The 20827-nt window shown below is 67.5% G+C and carries 22 protein-coding genes; 8 read left to right on the forward strand and 14 right to left on the reverse strand.

From position 1 onward, the window contains the following. Window positions 1-138 precede the first annotated feature (138 nt). Together ACT6SE_RS04310 and ACT6SE_RS04315 are read right to left on the reverse strand one after the other, a co-directional pair. A complete protein-coding gene (locus ACT6SE_RS04310; RefSeq protein ID WP_014646265.1) occupies window positions 139-471 on the reverse strand; it encodes a non-heme iron oxygenase ferredoxin subunit in 333 nt (110 codons plus the stop codon). After that, entirely contained in the window at window positions 468-1007 is a 540-nt protein-coding gene (locus ACT6SE_RS04315; RefSeq protein WP_014646266.1) for a GNAT family N-acetyltransferase, read from the reverse strand. Before ACT6SE_RS04315 ends, ACT6SE_RS04310 begins: the two co-directional genes overlap by 4 nt. Window positions 1008-1215: 208 nt before the next feature. Between ACT6SE_RS04315 and ACT6SE_RS04320 the strand changes: the two genes are divergently transcribed. Next, window positions 1216-1866, forward strand: a complete 651-nt coding sequence (locus ACT6SE_RS04320) for a transposase (protein ID WP_046429364.1) — start codon at window positions 1216-1218, stop codon at window positions 1864-1866. A gap of 16 nt (window positions 1867-1882) precedes the next feature. On the opposite strand, the gene ACT6SE_RS04325 is transcribed toward ACT6SE_RS04320, so the two are convergent. From ACT6SE_RS04325 to ACT6SE_RS04345, 5 genes are all read right to left on the reverse strand, one after another. After that, window positions 1883-3139 carry a cysteine desulfurase gene (locus ACT6SE_RS04325; RefSeq protein ID WP_046429365.1) on the reverse strand — a complete coding sequence of 419 codons (1257 nt, stop codon included), beginning with the start codon at window positions 3137-3139 and terminating at the stop codon, window positions 1883-1885. Then, window positions 3136-4398, reverse strand: coding sequence for a Fe-S cluster assembly protein SufD (gene sufD, locus ACT6SE_RS04330; RefSeq protein WP_046429367.1), 1263 nt, complete (start codon window positions 4396-4398; stop codon window positions 3136-3138). Before sufD ends, ACT6SE_RS04325 begins: the two co-directional genes overlap by 4 nt. Next, complete coding sequence (gene sufC / locus ACT6SE_RS04335; RefSeq protein WP_032957818.1) at window positions 4398-5162, reverse strand: Fe-S cluster assembly ATPase SufC; 765 nt, start codon at window positions 5160-5162, stop codon at window positions 4398-4400. The genes sufD and sufC overlap by 1 nt, the downstream gene beginning before the upstream one ends. Window positions 5163-5236: 74 nt before the next feature. Next, entirely contained in the window at window positions 5237-6712 is a 1476-nt protein-coding gene (gene sufB / locus ACT6SE_RS04340) for a Fe-S cluster assembly protein SufB (protein WP_014646271.1), read from the reverse strand. Window positions 6713-6728: 16 nt separating this feature from the next. After that, complete coding sequence (locus ACT6SE_RS04345) at window positions 6729-7184, reverse strand: SUF system Fe-S cluster assembly regulator (protein WP_005408436.1); 456 nt, start codon at window positions 7182-7184, stop codon at window positions 6729-6731. Between the two features lie 209 nt (window positions 7185-7393). Here ACT6SE_RS04345 and ACT6SE_RS04350 point away from each other — a divergent pair, with 209 nt between their 5' ends. Both ACT6SE_RS04350 and ACT6SE_RS04355 read left to right on the forward strand, forming a co-directional pair. Further along, window positions 7394-7861 carry an SET domain-containing protein gene (locus ACT6SE_RS04350; protein ID WP_012479369.1) on the forward strand — a complete coding sequence of 156 codons (468 nt, stop codon included), beginning with the start codon at window positions 7394-7396 and terminating at the stop codon, window positions 7859-7861. A 162-nt stretch (window positions 7862-8023) separates the two neighbouring features. Further along, window positions 8024-8566 carry a type 1 glutamine amidotransferase domain-containing protein gene (locus ACT6SE_RS04355; protein WP_032957815.1) on the forward strand — a complete coding sequence of 181 codons (543 nt, stop codon included), beginning with the start codon at window positions 8024-8026 and terminating at the stop codon, window positions 8564-8566. Window positions 8567-8638: 72 nt separating this feature from the next. Here ACT6SE_RS04355 and ACT6SE_RS04360 read toward each other — a convergent pair whose 3' ends face one another. The 4 genes from ACT6SE_RS04360 to ACT6SE_RS04375 form a co-directional block, all read right to left on the reverse strand. Continuing rightward, window positions 8639-9235: a DUF1439 domain-containing protein gene (locus tag ACT6SE_RS04360; RefSeq protein ID WP_014646273.1), complete on the reverse strand. Its 597-nt coding sequence runs from the start codon at window positions 9233-9235 to the stop codon at window positions 8639-8641. An 82-nt stretch (window positions 9236-9317) separates the two neighbouring features. Further along, entirely contained in the window at window positions 9318-9851 is a 534-nt protein-coding gene (locus tag ACT6SE_RS04365; RefSeq protein ID WP_032957813.1) for a hypothetical protein, read from the reverse strand. A 56-nt stretch (window positions 9852-9907) separates the two neighbouring features. Then, window positions 9908-10216, reverse strand: a complete 309-nt coding sequence (locus ACT6SE_RS04370) for a DUF3861 family protein (protein ID WP_014646275.1) — start codon at window positions 10214-10216, stop codon at window positions 9908-9910. 255 nt (window positions 10217-10471) lie between these two features. After that, window positions 10472-10870, reverse strand: a complete 399-nt coding sequence (locus ACT6SE_RS04375) for an HU family DNA-binding protein (protein WP_010483539.1) — start codon at window positions 10868-10870, stop codon at window positions 10472-10474. Window positions 10871-11241: 371 nt separating this feature from the next. On the opposite strand from ACT6SE_RS04375, the gene ACT6SE_RS04380 reads away from it, so the two are divergent. Beyond that, complete coding sequence (locus tag ACT6SE_RS04380) at window positions 11242-11673, forward strand: OsmC family protein (RefSeq protein ID WP_014646276.1); 432 nt, start codon at window positions 11242-11244, stop codon at window positions 11671-11673. Between the two features lie 166 nt (window positions 11674-11839). On the opposite strand, the gene ACT6SE_RS04385 is transcribed toward ACT6SE_RS04380, so the two are convergent. Further along, window positions 11840-12718, reverse strand: a complete 879-nt coding sequence (locus tag ACT6SE_RS04385) for a PhzF family phenazine biosynthesis protein (protein ID WP_032957811.1) — start codon at window positions 12716-12718, stop codon at window positions 11840-11842. Window positions 12719-12848: 130 nt separating this feature from the next. Then, on the reverse strand, window positions 12849-13721 hold the full coding sequence (locus tag ACT6SE_RS04390; protein ID WP_046429378.1) for a PhzF family phenazine biosynthesis protein: 873 nt from the start codon (window positions 13719-13721) through the stop codon (window positions 12849-12851). Window positions 13722-13796: 75 nt separating this feature from the next. Here ACT6SE_RS04390 and ACT6SE_RS04395 point away from each other — a divergent pair, with 75 nt between their 5' ends. The 3 genes from ACT6SE_RS04395 (at window position 13797) to murD (ending at window position 19210) form a co-directional block, all read left to right on the forward strand. Then, complete coding sequence (locus ACT6SE_RS04395; protein WP_046429381.1) at window positions 13797-16391, forward strand: bifunctional aspartate kinase/diaminopimelate decarboxylase; 2595 nt, start codon at window positions 13797-13799, stop codon at window positions 16389-16391. 76 nt (window positions 16392-16467) lie between these two features. Continuing rightward, complete coding sequence (gene murL / locus ACT6SE_RS04400; protein ID WP_032957807.1) at window positions 16468-17820, forward strand: UDP-N-acetyl-alpha-D-muramoyl-L-alanyl-L-glutamate epimerase; 1353 nt, start codon at window positions 16468-16470, stop codon at window positions 17818-17820. After that, window positions 17801-19210, forward strand: coding sequence for a UDP-N-acetylmuramoyl-L-alanine--D-glutamate ligase (gene murD / locus ACT6SE_RS04405; RefSeq protein WP_046429383.1), 1410 nt, complete (start codon window positions 17801-17803; stop codon window positions 19208-19210). Before murL ends, murD begins: the two co-directional genes overlap by 20 nt. A gap of 77 nt (window positions 19211-19287) precedes the next feature. Here murD and ACT6SE_RS04410 read toward each other — a convergent pair whose 3' ends face one another. Continuing rightward, a complete protein-coding gene (locus tag ACT6SE_RS04410) occupies window positions 19288-19881 on the reverse strand; it encodes an SMI1/KNR4 family protein (RefSeq protein WP_046429385.1) in 594 nt (197 codons plus the stop codon). A gap of 133 nt (window positions 19882-20014) precedes the next feature. On the opposite strand from ACT6SE_RS04410, the gene ACT6SE_RS04415 reads away from it, so the two are divergent. Then, window positions 20015-20806 carry a dienelactone hydrolase family protein gene (locus tag ACT6SE_RS04415; protein WP_046429388.1) on the forward strand — a complete coding sequence of 264 codons (792 nt, stop codon included), beginning with the start codon at window positions 20015-20017 and terminating at the stop codon, window positions 20804-20806. Window positions 20807-20827: the final 21 nt, after the last annotated feature.

Here is a 20827-nt window from a genome sequence, read left to right on the forward strand (position 1 = left end):
GATAACATCAACGATAATGATTCGCATATGCGCGGGCGAACGAGCGGTCTGGAGGCCCGGGGAGGCCCCTGAACGCCTCTCAGCGCGCTCCGCTGGCTTCCACCCCCTGCGCGGAGTCGCCGGCGGCCAGGGGGCGCTTCAATCGCGGTCGTCGCGGGTCCAGACGGCGTCGTGTTCGCGCTTCACCGGGAACTTGGGTACCGGCGTATAGGCCGGGGCGCACAGGGCGCGGCCATCGCGCACGTCGAAGCGCGCGCCGTGCAGCACGCATTCCACGCTGCCTTCGTCGGTGTTGAACTCGCCCGAGGACAGCTCGAACTCCTCATGCGTGCACTGGTCTTCCAGCGCGTACAGCTCGCCGTCGAGGTTGAACACCACGATCGGCGTGCCGGTCACTTCGTCGAACACGCTCTTCATTTCACCGGGCAGCAGCTCGTTGCCGGCACACACGAAGGTCCAGGTATCGCTCACGCGGCGGCTCCGGCCAGTGGCTTTTCCAGGACCTCGAAGCGCAGGTCGTCGCGCTTGGGGATTCCGAAGCGTTCGTCGCCATACGGGAACGGCTTCTTGATGCCGGTACGCTGGTAGCCGCGGCGCTCGTAGAAGGCGATCAGTTCGTCGCGTACGTCGATCACCGTCATCTGCATCACCGGCACCTTCCATTCGCGTGCGGCGTGCGCTTCGGCGGCGTCCATCAGCTGCTTGCCGACGCCGCCGCCCTGCTGGGCCGGATCGACCGAGAACATGCCGAAGTAGCCGTTGCCGTCGACGTCGGCAACGTGGGCGCAGGCCACCAGCTGGCCCTCGCGCTCGGCCAGCAGGATCGTGGAGCGCGGGCGGTCGAGGTCGGCCTGGATGCCTTCGGCGTCGATGCGGGCGCCATCCAGCAGGTCGGCTTCGGTGGTCCAGCCAACGCGGCTGGCGTCGCCACGGTAGGCCGAGGTGACGAGGGCGATCAGGGCGGGGATGTCGGCCGGCGTGGCGGCGCGGAAGGTCAGGGTGCTCATGGCCCCATTCTAGGTGGGGCGTGGGCGGGCGCAAATGGGGGAGTGGGGTCAGATCCCTTTCGCAACGCGAAAGGGATCTGACCCCGGCATCTACTGACTCAACGGCAGGCCATGGACCGACTGGCACGGGCCCGGAATCGGCAGATGCTCGGGGTCAGATCCCTTTGCGCAGCGAAGGGCCCTGACCCCCTGCTACCAGGAGCAGCCCATGCCAAGGCCACGGCGCATCGATGCGCCCGGATATCCGCAACATGTCGTCCAGCGCGGCAACAATCGTCAGCGCGTGTTCTTTGCGGATGGCGACCGCGTCGCCTACCTGCGCCTGCTGTGTCATCACGCAGGTCAGCAGCAGTGCCGGGTCCACGCCTATGTGCTGATGGACAATCACGTCCATCTTCTGGCAACGCCTGATCTCTGCGGCGGGCTGTCGCGGATGATGCAGGCCGTGAACCGGACCTACGTACGTCGGGTGAATGATCGGCAGGGCCGCACCGGCACGTTATGGGAAGGGCGCTTCCACTCCACGGTGGTGGATACGGATCGCTATCTGCTGGCCTGCCAGCGCTACATCGAGCTCAATCCGGTGCGGGCGGGAAGGGTGGCGCATCCCGGCGACTATCGCTGGTCCAGCTATCGGGCCAATGCGCGGGGAACGTGCAACGCGCTGCTTACACCACACCCGGCGTTCGATTTGATGGCCTTCGATGTGGAAGAGCGGCGAAGGCGGTATGTGGAGTTCATTGCGCAGGGCATTCCTGCGGGTGATCTGGTCGCGATCCGGGCAGCGTTGCAGTCACAGCGCCGGTTGGTGGGGACGTTGCTGGGGTCAGAGCCCATTCGCGATGCGAAAGGGATCTGACCCCGGTCTTCCGGGGTTACCCCAGCAGCTTCCGTACCTTGGTCAGCGCGGTCATGAAGCGCTCGATCTCGGCGTGCGTGTTGTAGAACGCCAGCGAGGCACGGCAGGTGGCGGCGACGCCGAAGTACTGCAGCAGCGGGTGTGCGCAGTGCTGCCCCGAGCGCACGGCCACCCCTTCCAGGTCGAGCAGGGTGGCCAGATCGTGCGCATGCGCGCCATCGATCAGGAACGAGACCACGGCGGCCTTCTCCGGCGCTTCGCCGATGATGCGCAGGCCGTCGACGCGGCGCAGCTCCTCGGTGAAGTGCGCCAGCAGTTCGGCTTCGCGGGCTTCCACGTTCTCCTGGCCGAGCTGCTGCAGGTAGTCGGCGGCCACGCCCAGGCCGATGAAACCGGCGATGTTCGGCGTGCCGGCTTCGAACTTGTGCGGGGCATCGTTGAACACGGTGCCGTCGAAGCTGACTTCCTTGATCATCTCGCCGCCGCCGAGGAACGGCGGCATCGCGTCCAGGTGCTCGCGGCGCGCCCACAGCGCACCAGTGCCGGTCGGACCGCACATCTTGTGGCCGGTGATGGCGTAGAAGTCGCAGCCGATCGCGGCGACGTCGACCTTGCGGTGCGGCACCGCCTGCGAGCCATCGACCACGGTGATGATGCCGCGCTTGCGCGCTTCACGGCAGATCTCGCGCACCGGATTGACCGTGCCCAGCACGTTGGAGACATGGGTGACCGCCAGCAGCCTGACCTCCGGGGTCATCGCCGCGCGCAGCGCATCCAGGTCCAGCGCGCCATCGGGCGTGATCTCGGCCACGCGGATGGTGGCGCCGGTACGTTGCGCGACCAGCTGCCACGGCACGATGTTGGCATGGTGTTCCATGCGCGTGATCAGGATCACGTCGCCGGCCTTCAATCGCGGCAGCGCCCACGAGTAGGCCACCAGGTTGATGGCGAAGGTGGTGCCGCTGCACAGCACCAGGTCGCTGGCGCGCACGTTGAGGAAGCGTGCCAGCTTGTTGCGTGCGCCTTCGTAGGCGTCGGTCGCTTCGCTGCCCAGTGCATGCACCGCGCGGCTGACGTTGGCGTTGTAGCGGCGGTAGAACTCATCCACCGCGCCGATCACCTGTACCGGCTTCTGGCCGGTGTTGGCGTTGTCGAAATAGACCAGCGGCTTGCCGTGCACTTCACGCATCAGCAGCGGGAAGTCGAGGCGGACGCGATCCCAGTCCGGGGCGCCGGTGCGTTCTTCGATCGGGCGTGGCGTGGACAGGTTCATGCCACACCCGCCTCGGCCAGGGCCTTGTCCAGGCGGCGTGCCAGCTGCTCGCGCAACGCGTCCGGCAGGATCTTCAGCGGTTCATGGCAGAACGCAGCGCTCAGCAGTGCCTGCGCCTGGACCTGGGGCAGGCCACGCGAGCGCAGGTAGAACAGCGCATTGGCATCGAGCTGGCCGACGGTCGCGCCGTGCGCGGCCTTCACTTCATCGGCGTCGATCACCAGCGTCGGCTGGGTATCGATCTCGGCATCGGCCGACAGCAGCAGGTTCTTGTTGGACAGGTTCGCGTCGGTGCCGTCGGCGCCTTCGCGGATCTGGATGCCGCCATGGAACACCACGCGGCTGCGGTTGGCGGCAACGCCGCGCCACAGCAGCTCGCAGGCGGTATCGCGCGCGATGTGGTCGATGCCCAGGCGGGTCTCGACGTGGCGGCGGCCATTGCCGAGCAGCACGCCGTTGGCGGTCAGCCGGGCGTTGTCGCCTTCCAGGCGCACGTTCAGTTCGTGGCGGCTGAGCGCGGCGCCCAGTTCCAGGTCCACGCGGTGGTACTGCGCGTCGCGGGCCAGCACCGCGTCGGTACGCAGGAAGCTGGTCTGGCGGGCGCTGCCGGCCTGCACGCGGGCGTGCTTGAGTACGCCGTCGCGGGCGACGTGGGCATGCAGCACGGTGTTGTCCAGGTGGGCGGAGTCACCCACGCTGAAGCGGTGCTCGACCACGCCGAGGCTGGCGCCGGCGCGCAGTTCGATCAGGTGGCGATGGTGCCAGGCCAGGTCGGCTTCGCCGGCGACGCTGGCGAATACCAGCTGCAGCGGCGTTTCGACCTGCACGCCTTCATCCACGCGCAGCACCACGCCTTCATCGGCCAGCGCGGCGTTGAGCCGGGCGAAGATCTCTTCGCTGCGCTCGTAGCGACGGCCAAGGAAACGCAAGGCGTCTTCGCCAGCGGCCAGCGCGGCCGACAGCGGCTGCAGCTGCACGCCGGACGGCAGGGCCTGCACATCGCTCAGCGTGGCATCCAGGCGGCCGTTGACGAATACCAGGCGCGGCGCCGGGATGTCGTCCAGCAGCGCGGCGTCCAGCGCCGGGCCCTGCAGCGGCGCTGCAGCGAACGCACGGCGTTCCAGCTGGCGCAGCGAGGTGTACTTCCAGGCTTCATTGCGGGCGGCGGGCAGGCCGTCGCGCAGGGCCGCATCCAGCACTTCGCGGCGCGCATCGCTGCCACAGAAGGCCTGGGCCATGGAATCAAGCAGGGCGCTCATCAGACCGCCGCCTCGGGCACGACCCGGTCCTTCAGGAAATCATAGCCGTGCGCTTCCAGCTCCAGCGCCAGCTCGGGGCCGCCGCTCTTGACGATGCGACCATCGGCCAGCACGTGCACGACGTCCGGCTTGATGTAGTCCAGCAGGCGCTGGTAGTGGGTGATGACCAGGAACGAACGGTCGGCGCCGCGCAGTGCGTTGACGCCGTCGGCCACGCTCTTCAGCGCGTCGATGTCCAGGCCCGAGTCGGTCTCGTCCAGGATCGCCAGCTTCGGTTCCAGCACGGCCAGCTGGAAGATCTCGTTGCGCTTCTTCTCGCCGCCGGAGAAGCCTTCGTTGACGCCACGGTGCAGCAGTTCGTCCTTCAGGTGCAGCACGGCCAGCTTCTGCCGCACCAGCTTGAGGAACTGCATGGAATCGAGTTCTTCTTCGCCGCGCGCCTTGCGCTGGGCGTTCAGTGCCGCGCGCAGGAAGTAGGTGTTGTTCACGCCCGGGATTTCCACCGGGTACTGAAACGCCAGGAACAGGCCCGCGGCGGCACGTGCTTCCGGGTCCTGCTCCAGCAGGTCGACGCCGTCGAACTGCACGCTGCCTTCGGTCACTTCGTAGCCGTCGCGGCCGGCCAGGACGTTGCCCAGGGTGGACTTGCCGGCGCCGTTCGGGCCCATGATGGCGTGCACCTGGCCGGGCTTCACATCCAGCGACAGGCCCTTGAGGATTTCCTTGTCGCCGATGCGGGCGTGGAGGTTTTCGATCTTCAGCATGGTGGGGGGTTCCGTGGGGCGGGCCAGGGCCCGCCGGTAAAGAGAATGCGTTTGCGAGGGGCAGGGGCGGGCGGTCAGCCCACCGAACCTTCCAGCGAGACTTCCAGCAGCTTCTTGGCTTCCACCGCGAACTCCATCGGCAGTTCGCGGAACACCTGCTTGCAGAAGCCGTCGACGATCATCGACACCGCGTCTTCCTGGCTGATGCCACGGGCGCGGCAGTAGAACAGCTGGTCATCGGAGATCTTGGAAGTGGTCGCCTCGTGCTCGACGGTGGCGCCCGGGTTCTTCACCTCGATGTAGGGGAAGGTGTGCGCGCCGCACTGCTTGCCGATCAGCAGCGAGTCGCACTGGGTGTAGTTGCGCGCGCCCTCGGCGTTGCGGTCCACCCGCACCAGGCCGCGGTAGGTGTTCTGGCCACGGCCGGCGCTGATGCCCTTGCTGACGATCTTGCTCTTGGTGCGCTTGCCGACATGGATCATCTTGGTGCCGGTGTCGGCCTGCTGGCGGTGATGGGTCAGCGCGACCGAGTGGAACTCACCGACCGAATCGTCGCCCAGCAGCACGCAGGACGGGTACTTCCAGGTGATCGCCGAGCCGGTCTCGACCTGGGTCCAGGTGACCTTGCTGCGCGCGCCACGGCATTCGGCACGCTTGGTCACGAAGTTGTAGATGCCACCGACGCCGTTCTCGTCGCCCGGGTACCAGTTCTGCACCGTGGAGTACTTGATCTCCGCATCTTCCAGCGCGACCAGCTCGACCACCGCGGCGTGCAGCTGGTTCTCATCGCGCATCGGCGCGGTGCAGCCTTCCAGGTAGGAGACATAGGCCTTGTCCTCGCACACGATCAGGGTGCGCTCGAACTGGCCGGTGTGGCCGGCGTTGATGCGGAAATAGGTGCTCAGTTCCATCGGGCAGCGCACGCCCTTGGGAATGAACACGAAGCTGCCATCGGAGAACACCGCCGAGTTGAGCGCGGCGAAGTAGTTGTCACCGACCGGCACCACGGTGCCCAGGTACTGGCGCACCAGCGCCGGGTGTTCCTTGATGGCCTCGGACATCGAGCAGAAGATCACGCCCTTCTCGGCCAGTTCCTTGCGGAAGGTGGTGCCCACGGATACCGAGTCGAACACCGCATCCACCGCCACGCCGGCCAGCTTGGCGCGCTCGTGCAGCGGCACGCCCAGCTTGTCGTAGGTGTCGAGCAGTTCCTTCGGCACATCATCCAGCGAGGCGTACTTCGGGCCCTTCGGCGCGGAGTAGTAGCTGAGCGCCTGCAGGTCGATCGGCGCGATCTCCAGCTTGGCCCAGTCCGGCATCGGCAGGGTCAGGAAGTGGCGGTAGGCATCCAGGCGCCACTGCGTCATCCACTCCGGCTCGTCCTTCTTGGCCGACAGGGCACGGATGGTGTCCTCGTCCAGGCCCGGCGGCAGGGAGTCCGACTCGATCTCGGTGATGAAGCCGGCCGAATACTTGCGGCCGAGCTGCTCGTGGATCTCGCGGTTGGGGGTGTCGTCGTGGGCGACGTTTTCGATGGTTTCGGTGGCCATGGGGGCTGCCTACGGATCAGGAGACGACGTCGACAGCGATGGTGCGGCGCTGTTCGTCATCGGCAAGGGGGAGAGGGGGCAGGATCTGCGCGAGGGTGACATCGCGCAGGGCCTCGGAGACCACGTCGTTGATCAGCCGCCAGCTGCTGCGCGCGCCGCACTTGGGCGCCATGCCGCACTGGTGGTGGTCGTGGCTGCATTCGGTCAGGGCCAGTGGCCCTTCCATCGCTTCGACCACTTCGAACAGCGAGATCTCGATGGCCGGGCGGGTCAGGCGGTAGCCGCCACGGACGCCACGCAGGCCTTCGACCAGGCCGGCCTGGGCCAGTGGCTTGAGCACCTTGCTGACGGTGGGCGGCTCCAGACCGGTGAATTCGGCCAGCTCGGTGGCACTGAGCACTTCGCCCGGACGGGCGGCGAGCACGGTCAGCACGACGGTGGCGTAATCGGTGAGTTTGGTGACGCGCAACATGGGGATGCGAGTGGTTCTTAAAGCGGACTGAAATTGTACGCTTTTATTCGCCACCATCCAACCCGGGCATTCAGCCGGCGCTTGGGCCAGGCCGGGAGGACACACCGCGGCCGTTGCCGGGGCGCAATGCTGCGCCAACGGGGTGATTTTCGCAATCACCCGGAATGGGCGAGAATCCCCATTCCATTCGCTGCAAACAGCCCGCGCCGATGCCGAAGAAGATCCAAGCCCGCAAGTCCGCCATCCATGGCAACGGCGTGTTCGCCGTGGCCCCGATCAAGCAGGGCGAGCGCGTGATCCAGTACAAGGGCCTGCTGCGCAGCCACGGCGACGTTGATGCCGATGACAGCGGCGACGTCGAAAGTGGCCATACCTTCCTGTTCACCCTCAACGATGACTGGGTGATCGACGCCAACTACAAGGGCAACGACGCGCGCTGGATAAACCACAGCTGCGACCCGAACTGCGAGGCGGTGATCGAGGAGGACGAGGACGGCGACAGCCGGGGCGACAAGGTGTTCATCGAGGCACTGCGTGATATCAAGGCCGGCGAGGAGCTGACCTACAACTACGGCATCACCCTGGCCGAGCGCCACACCGCCAAGCTGAAGAAGATCTGGGAGTGCCGTTGCGGCTCGCCCAAGTGCACCGGCACGATGCTGCAGCCCAAGCGCTGATCGGTACCGGGTAGTGCCGGCCGCTGGCCGGCAAGGCGCAATCCAGGTGCCGGCCAGCGGCCGGCACCACCCGGCGGCTCTCCACCTGCCGTGCACGACAGGGTCGCCGCCGCGCAAGGGCCGTTCTTCCATTCTGTGGGCTCCCCCAACCGGAGTGCCTCCATGGCAGAGCGATTGAAGGGCAAGCAGATTGCCATCCTTGCCACCCACGGCTTCGAACAGTCCGAACTGATCGAACCCAAGCGTTTGCTGGAAGCGGAAGGGGCGCGCGTCAGCGTGGTCTCGCCCGCAAAGGAAGCGACGATCAAGGGCTGGAAGGAGAAGAACTGGGGCGACGCCGTCGCGGTGGATATCCCGTTGGATGAGGCGGATCCTGCACGCTTCGATGCGGTGGTTCTGCCCGGCGGGGTCATCAATCCGGACACACTGCGCACCGATGATGCCGTACTGGCCTTCATCCGTTCAGTGGATGAAGCCGGCAAGCCCGTGGCAGCGATCTGCCATGGCCCGTGGCTGCTGATCAACAGCGGCCTGGCCGATGGCCGCGAGCTGACCTCCTGGCCTTCCCTGCAGCAGGATCTGGCGAACGCGGGTGCGACATGGCGCGATGCCGAGGTGGTGGTCGACGGCAACGTCATCACCAGCCGCAAGCCGGATGACATTCCGGCTTTCAGCGAGGCGGTGGTAAAAGCGCTTGCCGCCTGATGCGCTACCGGTAGTGCCGGCCGCTGGCCGGCAGATGCAGTGACGTGCTGCCGGCCAGCGGCCGGCACCACCTCATTTGCCCAGCAGGCCTGCCGGTACCAGGTTGCCCAGGTTCTGGTTGAAAGTGACCACCAGCTTGCCGTTCTTCACCTGTGCCGACTGCACCTGCAGGGCGCCGAGCACCCCGGCCACGGCCGGGTCCAGCTTGTAGATCGGTTCGCGCTGGGCGTAGTCGCTCAGCCACGCATTGAGCAGGCCACGGGTGCGCGAGTCGAGGCGGCCGCCCTGGTTGGCCGGGGTGAAGTCATCCACGCTCGGCTGCTGCAGGTGAAAGCCCTGGGTCTGCGCGTCGTAGCGCAGGCCGCTGCTGAGCTTCACCGTGCCCAGTCGGGCCGGGTTGCCGCCGGCGGTGGCCAGCGCGACGTCCATGCCCAGGTTCAACCGTTCGCCGGCCGGAAGGCTCAGCTGCGGATGGCTCATGGTCAGGGCGATCAGGCCGCCGAGGGCGTCCTGGGTGCGCGGGAAGCTGCCATCGAGGTACTGCTGCACGTCGCTGGCGCCCACCGACAGTTCGCGGCCGGAAATGGAGGGAGCCGCCTGAGCACCGATCGCAGCGGCGATCAGCACGGTGGAGGCCGCGAGGCGGGTCATCAGGGAACGCAGGCGCATGTCGGTGACCGGTGGGAAGCAGATGGATGGATCAAAGAGTAGCCGCGCAGGCTGAATCGCGCGTGCATGCCGCTGCAACGGTTCAGTCCAGCGTTGGACGCAGCTGTGCCGACTGGATCTGCCAGGCGCTGCCGTCACTGCTGGGCTGCACGCGGTACCAGCCGCCGAAGCGGAACGTGCCATTGGCGGTGACCGCACGGATCTGCACAGGGACTTCAAGCAGCCGCGGTGGCTGCCGGTCATCTCGGGCGATCGGGGTATCGCTGTGCAGGCGCAGCGTGCGCAGGTCCTGCAGCTGCCGCAGCGCGGCGTCGTCTGCATGCCGCGGGTCGCCGGGTGGGATCGTCCAGGCAGCATCGCTGGCGGCGCGGTCGCGGTTGAGCAGTGCGGCGACGTAGCGGTTGAGCATCGTCGACGGCGGCTCTGCGCCGTCGTCGACGGCGGACAGCAGCGTCATATCGCTCGCCTGCAATGCTGCGGGACCGGGGCCGGTACCGGTGTCCGCTGCTGCGGCGACGGGAGCGGACGCTGCCGTGATGTGATCATTCGTCTGTGCCGCCGGGCGTGAACAACCCAGCAGCACCAGTGGTGCGATCAGGAACAGGATCCTGCGCATGCCCGCCTCCTCCCCGAGGCAACCTGGAGGGCGGCAGTGTATCGGTTGCGCCGCTATCAGCGGGAGGAGGGCAGCTGCTCCAGCGCGTCCAGCGCCGGCAGGACCTGACCGGCGATGGCGGCCAGTGCGTGGCCGTCGGTCTCGGCGTGGCGTTGCACGATGTCGCGCAGCAGCTGGGTGGCGATCACCAGGGTCGCGCGCTCGTCGCCACTGATGCCGGCGGTACGCGGGGCCGCTTCCAGCAGGCGCATCAGGTCGCGGCCGGCGCGGTGTTCCAGTTCGATGGTGCAGCGCCCGGTGCACTGCAGCCCGTCCTTTTCGATCGGGGTTACCGAGATCCGGTAGCGGGTGGAGGGGCTGGCCATGAGGGTGTGCTCGCCGTAGCTGTGGAGGATGGGCCCACCATAGGCAAGGCCACGGCTGGCGGCGACGGCCGGCGCTGCACGCAGTGTTCCACCCGGTACGTTCCGCGCCCTTTGCGGAGCACCGGCAGCCAATGCTGGCGGGCCTGTACGGGGATTGCCGGGGCCGCGGCAACGCTGTGTTGCGGGGTGTGGTGCGGACAAAAAAAAACGGGACGGCCAGAGCCGTCCCGTCGGAATCCGCGTTGGGGCGCGCGCTTACAGCGCGGCGTCCTTCAGCTTCTTCAGCGGACGCACCTTCAGCTTGGTGGTGGCCGGCTTGGCAGCGAACCACTGCTCTTCCTTGGTGAACGGGTTGATGCCCTTGCGCTTCGGCTTGGCCGGCACATTGACGGTGGTGATCTTCAGCAGGCCCGGCAGGGTGAACGAGCCAGCGCCCTTCTTGTGCACCGAGGAGGCGACGGCGCTTTCCAGCGAGGCCAGCACAGCGCGGACGTCCTTGGCGATGACGCCGGAGGCTTCAGCGATGTGTGCAACCAGGCCGGACTTGGTCAGCACTTCCTTGATCGGCTTCGGAGCGGCCGGCTTGGCGGCTGCCTTCGTCGCGACTTTCTTCACTGCCTTCTTCGGGGCAGCCTTCTTAGCGGTCTTTGCCATGGTTTCCTGTTCCGTGAACGGTTGGTTGTGTGGTCGGCGCCGAACCCCGTCGGCAAGCGCAATGTAGGGCAACTCTCGGGCGCCGCCAATAGCCCGAAGCGCGGAAAGTGCATGTTTTTTCATATCCAGGCCGATTCAGTACATGGCCGGCGGTGGGGGACGGGGGCGCTGCAGCGTGCGCGATGGCTGCTTCCTGCCCGTTGCTGGAATGTGCGAAACCACTGAAAACAAGGGAAAAGTCCACGTCGGTCTGGCGAAGAAGTGACCAGCTGTCCGATGTCCGGCGGACGTGCGGCATGCGGCGGAGCGACGCAGGGCTAACGCGTCCCGTGCGAGAGTGGCCGTTCATCACCGCCACGCAGGAGCAGCACATGGGAATCTCGCGACACGCCACCGCGCACTGGGAAGGCGATCTGAAGTCGGGCAAGGGACAGCTGAGCACGCCGCAGAGCGGGCTGCTGGACAAGACCCGCTACGGTTTCAACAGCCGCTTCGGCGACGAGAAGGGCACCAATCCGGAGGAGCTGATCGCCGCCGCGCACGCCGGCTGTTTCACCATGGCGCTGTCGGCCAAGCTTGGTGAGGCCGGCTTCACCCCGACCTCGCTGGACACCGAGGCCAAGGTCGATCTGTCCCTGGAGGGCGGGCCGCAGCTGTCGCAGATCCGGCTGAAGGTGAAGGCCGTGGTGCCGGGTATCGACGCCGCACAGTTCCGTGCCATTGCCGATGACGCCAAGCAGAACTGCCCGGTGTCCAAGGCGCTGAGCGCGGTGCCGATCAGCCTGGAAGCCGAACTGGGCTGAGCCACGGTAGTGCCGGCCGCGGGCCGGCAACCGCATGATGCCGGGGTCCATGTAGCAGCCGGCCAGCGTTATGGCGGCCTTCCTGGTCCCCACCCTCCGGGCCGTCGCGTCCGACGTTGGCAGCGGCTCCTGCCGCTGCCTTCGGCTCTACCATCCGCCAGCGCGATCACCAATCAAGGGTGCCGGTAATCACCGTCTGCACCTGCCCGCCCGACCAGACCTCGCCGTCTTCATCGACGCGCAGGGTCAGGCGCGCGTCGTGGCCGACTTCGCGGCCCTGGCTGACTTCGAACGATTCACGGCCCCGCGGCAGCGCATCGCGCAGGTCCAGCCATGCGGCCAGCACCGCATTGGCAGCACCGGAGGCGGCGTCCTCGAAGCGGCGGCCATTGCCGACAAAGGCGCGCACCGCCAGATCGAAGCCTTCGCCGCCATCGCTGAAGGCGTAGGCAAACACGCCCATGCTGTCGGTGGATTCGGCCAGAGCCGCGACCGCGTCCCAGTCCGGGCGCAGTGCGCGCAGTGCCGCTTCATCGGCCACCTGCACCACCCACCAGCTGCGCCCGCCCTGCATGCGCGCCGGCGGCAGCGAGCCCAGCGGCCAATCCTTCAGCGCCGCCTGCAGGCGCGGGTCGGTGGCCTCGGCGATCTCCGCCAGCTGCGCGCGCGGGGTGCGGATGGCAATGCGCTGCTGCGCGCCCTCGCCGCTCACGCGCAGCGGCAGCGCACCGGCGATGCCGTCCTGCACGAGCACGCCGTCGACTGGCGCGGCCAGGCCCGCCTGCAGCACCGCATGCGCGGTGCCGACGCTGGGATGGCCGGCGAACGGGACCTCCTTCTGCGGGCTGAACATGCGCAGCCGGTAGCTGGCGCCTGCGACCTGCGGCGGGAACACGAAGGTGGTCTCGGGTAGGCGCGTCCAGCGCGCAATGGCCTGCATGCTGGCATCGTCCAGGCCTTCGGCATCAAGCACCACGGCCAGCGGATTGCCGGCACCGGCGCGCGGGGAGAACACATCCAGCTGCAGGAAACGGCGGGTGGACATCAGGCAGGACTCCAGTAAACAGGCGGCATAGCGTAGCGCGGGGCACAAAAAAGGGGACGGAGGGAATTAAGTCGCTTGTGCCCCAAGTGCCATAAGCGACTTAATTCCCTCCGTCCCCTTTTTTCGTGCGCTACCAGCGAAGGTGGCCGTCGATGACCGGCTGCACCTGGCCGCCGATCCAGACCGTGCCCTGCGCATCCACCTCGACGTGTACGCGGCCATCGCGGCCGACTTCGCGGCCCTGGCTGGCAATGTAACGGCCCTCGACGCCGGGCAGGGCATTGCGCTGACGCAGCCAGGCGCCGATCAGCGCGTTGGCGCTGCCGGTGACCGGATCTTCCGGCACGCTGGCCGCATCGGCGGGGCAGAATGCGCGCACCACACGGGTGTGGTCGGTACCGGCTTCGTCGGCGAATACGGCCACGCCGGTGGCCTCGGTGGCAAGGCTCCAGTCGCGCAGGGCGGCCATGTCCGGCGCCAGGCCGCGCACAGCGGCGGCATCGCGCAGCGGCAGCAGCCACCAGCGCGCGCCGTTGTCCCAGAGTTCGGGCACGTGCCCGTTGGCGGCGAGGGCCAGCAGTGTTTCGGGTGCCGCATCTGCGCCAGTCGCCAGTTGCCGCGCCGGTGGGCTGGCCAGCTGGATCTGGAGTGCCTCGGCCGGGCCGCTCACCCGCACGGGCAGCACCCCCGCCGCGCACTGCTGCAGCAGGGCGCCGTCGCGAGGCTGGGCCAGGCCGCAGCTCACCGCCGCCCAGGCCGCGCCGACGCTCGGGTGGCCGGCGAACGCCAGCTCTCGGGTCGGGGTGAAGATGCGGATGTGGTAGTCGGCGCCGGGCGCGCTGGGGCGCAGGAAGAACACCGTCTCGGACAGGTTCAGCCAGGCGGCCAGGGCCTGCATCTGCTCGCCGGAGAGCGCATCGGCGTCCAGCAGGGCACCCAGTGGATTCCCGGTTCCGGGGCGGGAGGCGAAGACATCGAGCTGCAGGTAACGGAGGAGGGCCATCTACGGGGATATTGCGCTTAGAATCAAAGGTTCCGCCCCCGAGGGCGGCTTCCCCACATTCTACATAGCCAATCCATGTCAGCTTCCCCCCTTGTCGATCGTTGGATCGTACTGAAGTTCGGCGGCACCTCGGTGTCGCGTCGTCACCGCTGGGACACGATCGGGAAGCTGGCGAAAAAACGCGCGGAAGAGACCGGCTCGCGCGTGCTGGTGGTGGTGTCGGCGCTGTCCGGGGTCACCAACGAGCTGACCGCGATCGCCGATGGCGCGCCGGACAGCCGTGATCGCGTGGCCGCGCTGGTCGAACGCCATGAAGGCTTCCTGGCCGAACTGGGCCTGGGCCGCGAAGTACTGGCCGAGCGCCTGGCGGCACTGCAGGGCCTGCTCGACGACCCGCGTGCGGCCACCCGTCCGCTGCAGTGGCAGGCCGAAGTGCTGGGCCAGGGCGAACTGTTGTCGTCCACGCTGGGCGCGGCCTACCTGCACGCCTCGGGCCTGGACATGGGCTGGATGGATGCCCGCCAGTGGCTGGACGCGATGCCGCCGCAGCCGAACCAGAGCGACTGGTCACAGCGCCTGTCGGTGAACTGCCAGTGGCGTGCCGACGCGGAGTGGATGCAGCGCTTCCGCGCGCAGCCGACCCGCCTGCTGATCACCCAGGGTTTCATCTCGCGGCATGCCGATGGCGGTACCGCCATCCTCGGCCGTGGTGGCTCGGATACCTCGGCGGCGTACTTCGGCGCGCTGCTCGGCGCCAGCCGCGTGGAAATCTGGACCGATGTGCCGGGCATGTTCAGTGCCAACCCGAAGGATGTGCCGGACGCGCGCCTGCTGACCCGCCTGGACTACTACGAGGCGCAGGAAATCGCCACCACTGGTGCCAAGGTGCTGCATCCGCGCTCGATCAAGCCGTGCCGCGATGCAGGCGTGCCGATGGCCATCCTCGATACCGAGCGTCCGGAACTGCCGGGCACCAGCATTGACGGCAGTGCTGCACCGGTACCAGGCGTCAAGGCGATCAGCCGCCGCAACGGCATCGTGCTGGTGTCGATGGAAGGCATCGGCATGTGGCAGCAGGTCGGCTTCCTGGCCGATGTGTTCAACCTGTTCAAGAAGCATGGCCTGTCGGTGGACCTGATCGGTTCGGCCGAGACCAACGTCACCGTGTCGCTGGACCCGTCCGAGAACCTGGTCAACACCGATGTGCTGGCCGCGCTGTCGGCCGACCTGTCGCAGATCTGCAAGGTGAAGGTGATCGTGCCGTGCGCGGCGATCACCCTGGTCGGCCGTGGCATGCGTTCTCTGCTGCACAAGCTGTCGGACGTGTGGGCCACCTTCGGCCGCGAGCGCGTGCACATGATTTCGCAGTCGTCCAACGACCTGAACCTGACCTTCGTCATCGACGAGGCCGATGCCGATGGCCTGCTGCCGATCCTGCATGCCGAGCTGATCGACAGCGGTGCGATGCCGGTGGAAGAAACCGAAGTGTTCGGCCCGCGCTGGCGCGAGATTGCCGGCACCGTGCGCCCGCGCGGCACGCCGTGGTGGCGCGGCCAGCGTGCGCACCTGCTGCAGCTGGCCGATGCCGGTACGCCGCGCTATGTCTACCACCTGCCGACGGTGCGCGCCCGCGCCCGCGCGCTGGCCGCGATCAAGCCGATCGACCAGCGTTACTACGCGATCAAGGCCAACAGCCACCCGGCCATCCTGCAGCTGCTGGAAGCCGAGGGCTTCGGGCTGGAGTGCGTCTCGTACGGCGAGCTGAAGCATGTGTTCCAGCACCTGCCGGAGCTGTCGCCGCGGCGCGTGCTGTTCACTCCCAGCTTCTGCCCGCGCAGCGAGTACGAGGCGGCGTTCGCCCTTGGCGTGACCGTCACCGTCGACAACGTCGAAGCGCTGCAGCGCTGGCCGGACCTGTTCCGCAACCGCGAGCTGTGGCTGCGCGTCGACCTGGGGCGTGGCGAAGGCCACCATGCCAAGGTCCGCACCGGCGGCAAGGAGTCCAAGTTCGGCCTGCCGATCGCCCGCGTGGACGAGTTCGTGCGCGCGGCCACCGAGCTGGGCAGCCGCGTGGTCGGCCTGCATGCGCACCTGGGCAGTGGCGTGGAAACCGCGCAGCACTGGCGCCTGATGTGCGATGAGCTGGCCGGCTTCGCCCGCCGCATCGGCAGCGTGCACACCATCGACATCGGTGGCGGCCTGCCGATTCCGTACAGCGACGAAGACGAGCCGTTCGACCTGGACGCCTGGGCCGAGGGCCTGGCCGAGGTCAAGGCGCTGCACCCGGCTTTCCGCCTGGCGATCGAGCCGGGCCGCTACCTGGTGGCCGAATCGGGCGTGCTGCTGACCCATGCCACCCAGGTGGTGGAAAAGGACGGCGTGCGCCGCGTGGGCCTGGATGCCGGCATGAACACGCTGATGCGCCCGGCGCTGTACGACGCCTGGCACGACATCGAGAACCTCAGCCGCCAGGGCGGTTATGCCGAAGCGGCGTTCGATGTGGTCGGGCCGATCTGCGAATCCAGCGATGTGTTCGGCAAGCGCCGCAAGCTGCCGGTGTCGACCGCGCCGGACGACGTGATGCTGATTGCCGACGCCGGCGCGTACGGCTATGTGATGGCCAACACCTACAACCAGCGGATGCTGCCGCGCGAAGACGTGATCGAATGACCACCGCGCGCGCCCTGCAATCGCCCACCGACACGCCCCGCGCCATCGCGCGGGCCCGTGCCTGACCGGATACACCATGACTGCTTTCGACAAACACCAGGTTTCCCGCTTCCGCTTCGTCCGCTGCGAATTCGCCGCGGATACCGGCGTGGCCAAGCTGGTCTACGCCTTTGATGACGGCCCGGAGATGGTGGAAACCATCACCGTGCCGGGCGCCCCGTTCGTGCTGGACGAAGCGCGTAGCGCCGCCGTGCAGCGCGCGCTGCAGCTGCTGCACCTGATCGCCGGTGTCAGCTACTACAAGGCCGGCGTACCGGATACGGTCAGCATCGACAGCTACAGCATCGATGCCGATACCGCCGCGCTGGTGGAGACCATTTACCTCAACGGCCTGGGCGAATTCGCCTACCGCAACGGCCTGAACCTGCGCGGCCGCTTCCGGTTGCCGGTGCAGGGCGAGGCCGTGCAGGCGCCGGCGCTGGGCCTGCAGCCGCATGCGCTGGTGGCCATCGGCGGCGGCAAGGATTCGCTGGTCAGCATCGAAGCGCTGCGCCGTGCCGGCGTGGATGAGACCGTGACCTGGATCGGTGGCTCGCAGCTGATCCGTGCGTGCGCCGAGCGCACTGGCCTGCCGACCTTGAACCTGGGCCGCACGCTGGCACCGGAACTGTTCGAGTTGAACCGCCAGGGCGCCTGGAACGGCCATATCCCGGTGACGGTGGTGAACTCGGCGATCATGGTGCTGGCCGCGTTGCTGCACGGCGTGGACCAGGTCGTGTTCTCCAACGAGCGCTCGGCCAGCTACGGCAGCCAGATTCCAGGCACCGGCGAAGTGAACCACCAGTGGTCCAAGGGGTGGGCCTGCGAGCAGGCCTTCGGTAGCCATGTGCAGAAGTACGTGGCGGCGGACCTGCAGTACTACTCGCTGCTGCGCCCGATGTCCGAGCTGGCGGTGGCCCGCCAGTTCGCCAAGAGTGACTTCTACGACGCGCATTTCTCCAGTTGCAACCGCAACTTCCACATCCTCGGCGAGCGCCCGGTGAACCGCTGGTGCGGCGTCTGCCCGAAATGCCATTTCGTGTTCCTGGCGCTGGCCCCGTTCATGCCCAAGACGCGCCTGGTGCGCATCTTCGGCCGCAACCTGCTGGACGATGCCGAGCAGGCCGGTGGCTTCGATGCGCTGCTGGAATTCCAGGACCACAAGCCGTTCGAGTGCGTGGGCGAAGGCCGCGAATCGCGTGCGGCGATGGCGACCCTGGCACAGCGCCCGGAGTGGAAGGAAGACGTGCTGGTGAAGCGCTTCTGCAACGAGATCCAGCCGCAGCTGGATGCCGCCGAACTGGAACTGGCACCGCTGCTGCAGCTGCAGGGCGAGCACCGTGTTCCAGCTGCGCTGTGGGAACGGGTGCGTGAAGATTTCGAAGCTTGAAGGAAAGCGCGTCGCGCTGTGGGGCTGGGGCCGTGAGGGCCGCGCCGCGTTTGCGGTGCTGCGCGCGCGCCTGCCCACGCTGGCATTGAGCCTGTTCTGCCCGGCGTCCGAGGTCGAGGCGGCGCGTGCGGAAACGAAGGGCGCGCTGGACGTGCGTGGCGAGCCTTCCGCTGAAGCGCTGGCCGCGTTCGACGTGGTGATCAAATCGCCCGGCATCAGCCCCTACCAGCCGATCGCGATGGCGGCTGCAGGGCAGGGCACCAGCTTCATCGGTGGCACCGCGCTGTGGTTCGCCGAACACGCGGCCGACGATGGCATCGTGCACGACACCGTGTGCGTGACCGGTACCAAGGGCAAGAGCACCACCACCGCCTTGGTCGCGCATCTATTGCGCGCGGCCGGCCATCGCACCGGCCTGGTCGGCAACATCGGCCTGCCGCTGCTGGAAGTGCTGGATCCGCAGCCCGCGCCCGAGTACTGGGCGGTGGAACTGTCCAGCTACCAGACCGGTGAGGTGGCACGCAGTGGCGCCCGCCCGCAGGTGGCGGTGGTGCTTAACCTGTTCCCGGAACACCTGGACTGGCACGGCAGCGAACAGCGTTACATCGAAGACAAGCTGCGGCTGGTGACTGAAGCCGCACCGCGCATCGCTGTGCTCAACGCCGCCGATCCGCACCTGGCCGCGCTGTCGCTGCCCGACAGCGAAGTGGTCTGGTTCAACCAGCCGCAGGGCTGGCACATGCGCGGCGACATCGTGCATCGCGGTGAGCAGGCCGTGTTTGATACCTGCAACACGCCGCTGCCAGGCCGCCACAACCGCGGCAACCTGTGCGCGGTGCTGGCCGCGCTGGAAGCGCTGGGGCTGGATGCCGTAGCGCTGGCACCGGCGGTGCAGGACTTCCGTCCGCTGCCGAACCGCCTGCAGCGCATCGGCGTGGCCGATGGCCTGACCTACGTCAACGATTCGATCAGCACCACGCCGCATGCCAGCCTGGCCGCGCTGGAGTGCTTCGCCGGGCAGCGCATCGCGCTGCTGGTGGGGGGGCATGACCGTGGCCTGGACTGGACCGATTTCATGCAGCACATGGCGCACGATGTGCCGCCGGTGGAGATCGTGACCATGGGCAGCAACGGCCCGCGCATCCACGCGATGCTGCAGCCGTTGGCCGACGCCGGTCGCTTCGGCCTGCATGCGGCGGGCGATCTCGCCGAGGCGATGGCCTTGGCGCGCGCCGCGCTGGGCGAACAGGGCGGGGTGGTGCTGCTGTCGCCGGGTGCACCGAGCTTTGGTGCGTACCGCGACTACGTGGCGCGTGGCCGTCATTTCGCCGCGCTGGCCGGGTTCGATCCGGACAGCATCAGCGCGATTCCCGGGCTGGGTATCGGGTGAGGGGTCGGATCCCTTTCCGCAGGAAAGGGCTCTGACCCCGGCGGGATCCTGTGCAGCTATCCACGCATGGCGTGGATCTACAGATCTTCGTCGATGAACGCGTAATCGACGTCAATCAGCTGCTGCAGGTAGGCGTCGAAGCTGGGGGCGATCACCGCGTAGCTGTCCGGATCGTGCAGGTAGCGCACCACCTGGCCGACCGTGCCGCCCGGCGCGGGATCGAAATCCAGGTACAGCATCGAGGTGCCGCCGTTGTTCATGCAGTGCGAGAAGCACAGGCGGCGGTTCATCGGCAGATCGGCGTCGATGCCCTCACCCAGGATCTCCGGTTCGTCATCCAGCCACTCTTCGTAGATCGAACGGATGCTGTCGTCCCACTGCTGCTGGTCTTCGAAGATCTGTGCGACCGAGCGCAGGTAGTACGGATAGCCGCCGTCCTCAACGTCCGAGCCGAGCATCAGCACGCACACCTCGCCGCCTGGATACTCGCGGAAATGGGTGCCATCCACGCGCGACAGCAGTTCGACCAGGCTGTCCGGCACCTGCGGCCACTGCACACGCAGGCGCTGCAGGTCTTCGGCGCTGGCGCCCTGGACGTGGATCCATTGCGAGGCGTCATCAGCAGGCAGGCGCGGGTTCAGGCCAGACAGAAAGCGGTCAACAACGTTCATACGGAAAAAGGGGACGGAGGGGATTAAGTCGTATCCAACCACACCTGCGTCACGTCGCCAATGCAGAATGCGACGCGGGAGGGGCAAATGCGGCTTAATCCCCTCCGTCCCCTTTTTCTTGCGGAGCAGGCGCATGAATCGTTGGCGATGCGGTGTGGCGGTGATCCTGGGGCTGGCGGCGATGCCGGCGTGGGCGGCGATGAAGACCCAGGCGGTGGAATGGAAACACCAGGGGACGACCTTCAGTGGCGTGCTGGTCTATGACGACGGCGACAACGACAAGCGCCCGGGCCTGGTGATGGTGCCGAACTGGAAGGGCGTGAACGAATCGGCGGTCGAAAAGGCCAAGCAGCTGGCCGGCGATGATTACGTGGTGCTGGTGGCCGATGTCTACGGAAAGGGCGTGCGGCCGAAGACCGATGCCGAGGCCGGGCCGGTGGCAACCAAGCTGCGCAATGACAGGCCGCTGCTGCGCGCACGTGCGCTGGAGGCGGTGAACGTGCTCAGGGCGCAGGCGGGCAAGGTGCCGCTCGATGCCGGCCGGATTGGCGCGGTGGGCTTCTGTTTCGGCGGCACCACGGTGCTGGAACTGGCCCGTGCCGGTGCGCCGCTGGCCGGTGTGGTCAGCCTGCACGGTGGGTTGGGTTCACCGCTGCCGGCGCAGGCCGGTGGCAGCCATCCGTCGGTGCTGGTGCTCAACGGCGCAGACGACAGGAGCGTGACTGCCGAGGACATCGCTGGCTTCCAGAAGGAAATGGACGCGGCCAAGGTCGATTGGGAGTTCACCAACTACAGCGGTGCGGTGCACTGCTTCGCCGAGCGCGATGCCAACAGTCCGCCGGGGTGCCAGTACAACGCGCGGGCGGCGAAGCGCGCGTGGAAGGCGCTGGATGAGTTCTTCGAGGAACGCTTCGAGAAACGTTGATTCGTGCAGTGGTAGTGCCGG

It is taken from the genome of Stenotrophomonas sp. LC732, assembly GCF_052446685.1.
Lineage (GTDB): Bacteria > Pseudomonadota > Gammaproteobacteria > Xanthomonadales > Xanthomonadaceae > Stenotrophomonas > Stenotrophomonas muris.

What these genes read in the sequence shown, in the direction of transcription:
- ACT6SE_RS04315 (WP_014646266.1), bottom strand. Translation starts at nt 1,007, where the DNA reads ATGAGCACCCTGACCTTCCGCGCCGCCACGCCGGCCGACATCCCCGCC.
- ACT6SE_RS04320 (WP_046429364.1), top strand. Translation starts at nt 1,216, where the DNA reads ATGCCAAGGCCACGGCGCATCGATGCGCCCGGATATCCGCAACATGTC.
- ACT6SE_RS04325 (WP_046429365.1), bottom strand. Translation starts at nt 3,139, where the DNA reads ATGAACCTGTCCACGCCACGCCCGATCGAAGAACGCACCGGCGCCCCG.
- sufD (WP_046429367.1), bottom strand. Translation starts at nt 4,398, where the DNA reads ATGAGCGCCCTGCTTGATTCCATGGCCCAGGCCTTCTGTGGCAGCGAT.
- sufC (WP_032957818.1), bottom strand. Translation starts at nt 5,162, where the DNA reads ATGCTGAAGATCGAAAACCTCCACGCCCGCATCGGCGACAAGGAAATC.
- sufB (WP_014646271.1), bottom strand. Translation starts at nt 6,712, where the DNA reads ATGGCCACCGAAACCATCGAAAACGTCGCCCACGACGACACCCCCAAC.
- ACT6SE_RS04345 (WP_005408436.1), bottom strand. Translation starts at nt 7,184, where the DNA reads ATGTTGCGCGTCACCAAACTCACCGATTACGCCACCGTCGTGCTGACC.
- ACT6SE_RS04350 (WP_012479369.1), top strand. Translation starts at nt 7,394, where the DNA reads ATGCCGAAGAAGATCCAAGCCCGCAAGTCCGCCATCCATGGCAACGGC.
- ACT6SE_RS04355 (WP_032957815.1), top strand. Translation starts at nt 8,024, where the DNA reads ATGGCAGAGCGATTGAAGGGCAAGCAGATTGCCATCCTTGCCACCCAC.
- ACT6SE_RS04360 (WP_014646273.1), bottom strand. Translation starts at nt 9,235, where the DNA reads ATGCGCCTGCGTTCCCTGATGACCCGCCTCGCGGCCTCCACCGTGCTG.
- ACT6SE_RS04365 (WP_032957813.1), bottom strand. Translation starts at nt 9,851, where the DNA reads ATGCGCAGGATCCTGTTCCTGATCGCACCACTGGTGCTGCTGGGTTGT.
- ACT6SE_RS04370 (WP_014646275.1), bottom strand. Translation starts at nt 10,216, where the DNA reads ATGGCCAGCCCCTCCACCCGCTACCGGATCTCGGTAACCCCGATCGAA.
- ACT6SE_RS04375 (WP_010483539.1), bottom strand. Translation starts at nt 10,870, where the DNA reads ATGGCAAAGACCGCTAAGAAGGCTGCCCCGAAGAAGGCAGTGAAGAAA.
- ACT6SE_RS04380 (WP_014646276.1), top strand. Translation starts at nt 11,242, where the DNA reads ATGGGAATCTCGCGACACGCCACCGCGCACTGGGAAGGCGATCTGAAG.
- ACT6SE_RS04385 (WP_032957811.1), bottom strand. Translation starts at nt 12,718, where the DNA reads ATGTCCACCCGCCGTTTCCTGCAGCTGGATGTGTTCTCCCCGCGCGCC.
- ACT6SE_RS04390 (WP_046429378.1), bottom strand. Translation starts at nt 13,721, where the DNA reads ATGGCCCTCCTCCGTTACCTGCAGCTCGATGTCTTCGCCTCCCGCCCC.
- ACT6SE_RS04395 (WP_046429381.1), top strand. Translation starts at nt 13,797, where the DNA reads ATGTCAGCTTCCCCCCTTGTCGATCGTTGGATCGTACTGAAGTTCGGC.
- murL (WP_032957807.1), top strand. Translation starts at nt 16,468, where the DNA reads ATGACTGCTTTCGACAAACACCAGGTTTCCCGCTTCCGCTTCGTCCGC.
- ACT6SE_RS04410 (WP_046429385.1), bottom strand. Translation starts at nt 19,881, where the DNA reads ATGAACGTTGTTGACCGCTTTCTGTCTGGCCTGAACCCGCGCCTGCCT.
- ACT6SE_RS04415 (WP_046429388.1), top strand. Translation starts at nt 20,015, where the DNA reads ATGAATCGTTGGCGATGCGGTGTGGCGGTGATCCTGGGGCTGGCGGCG.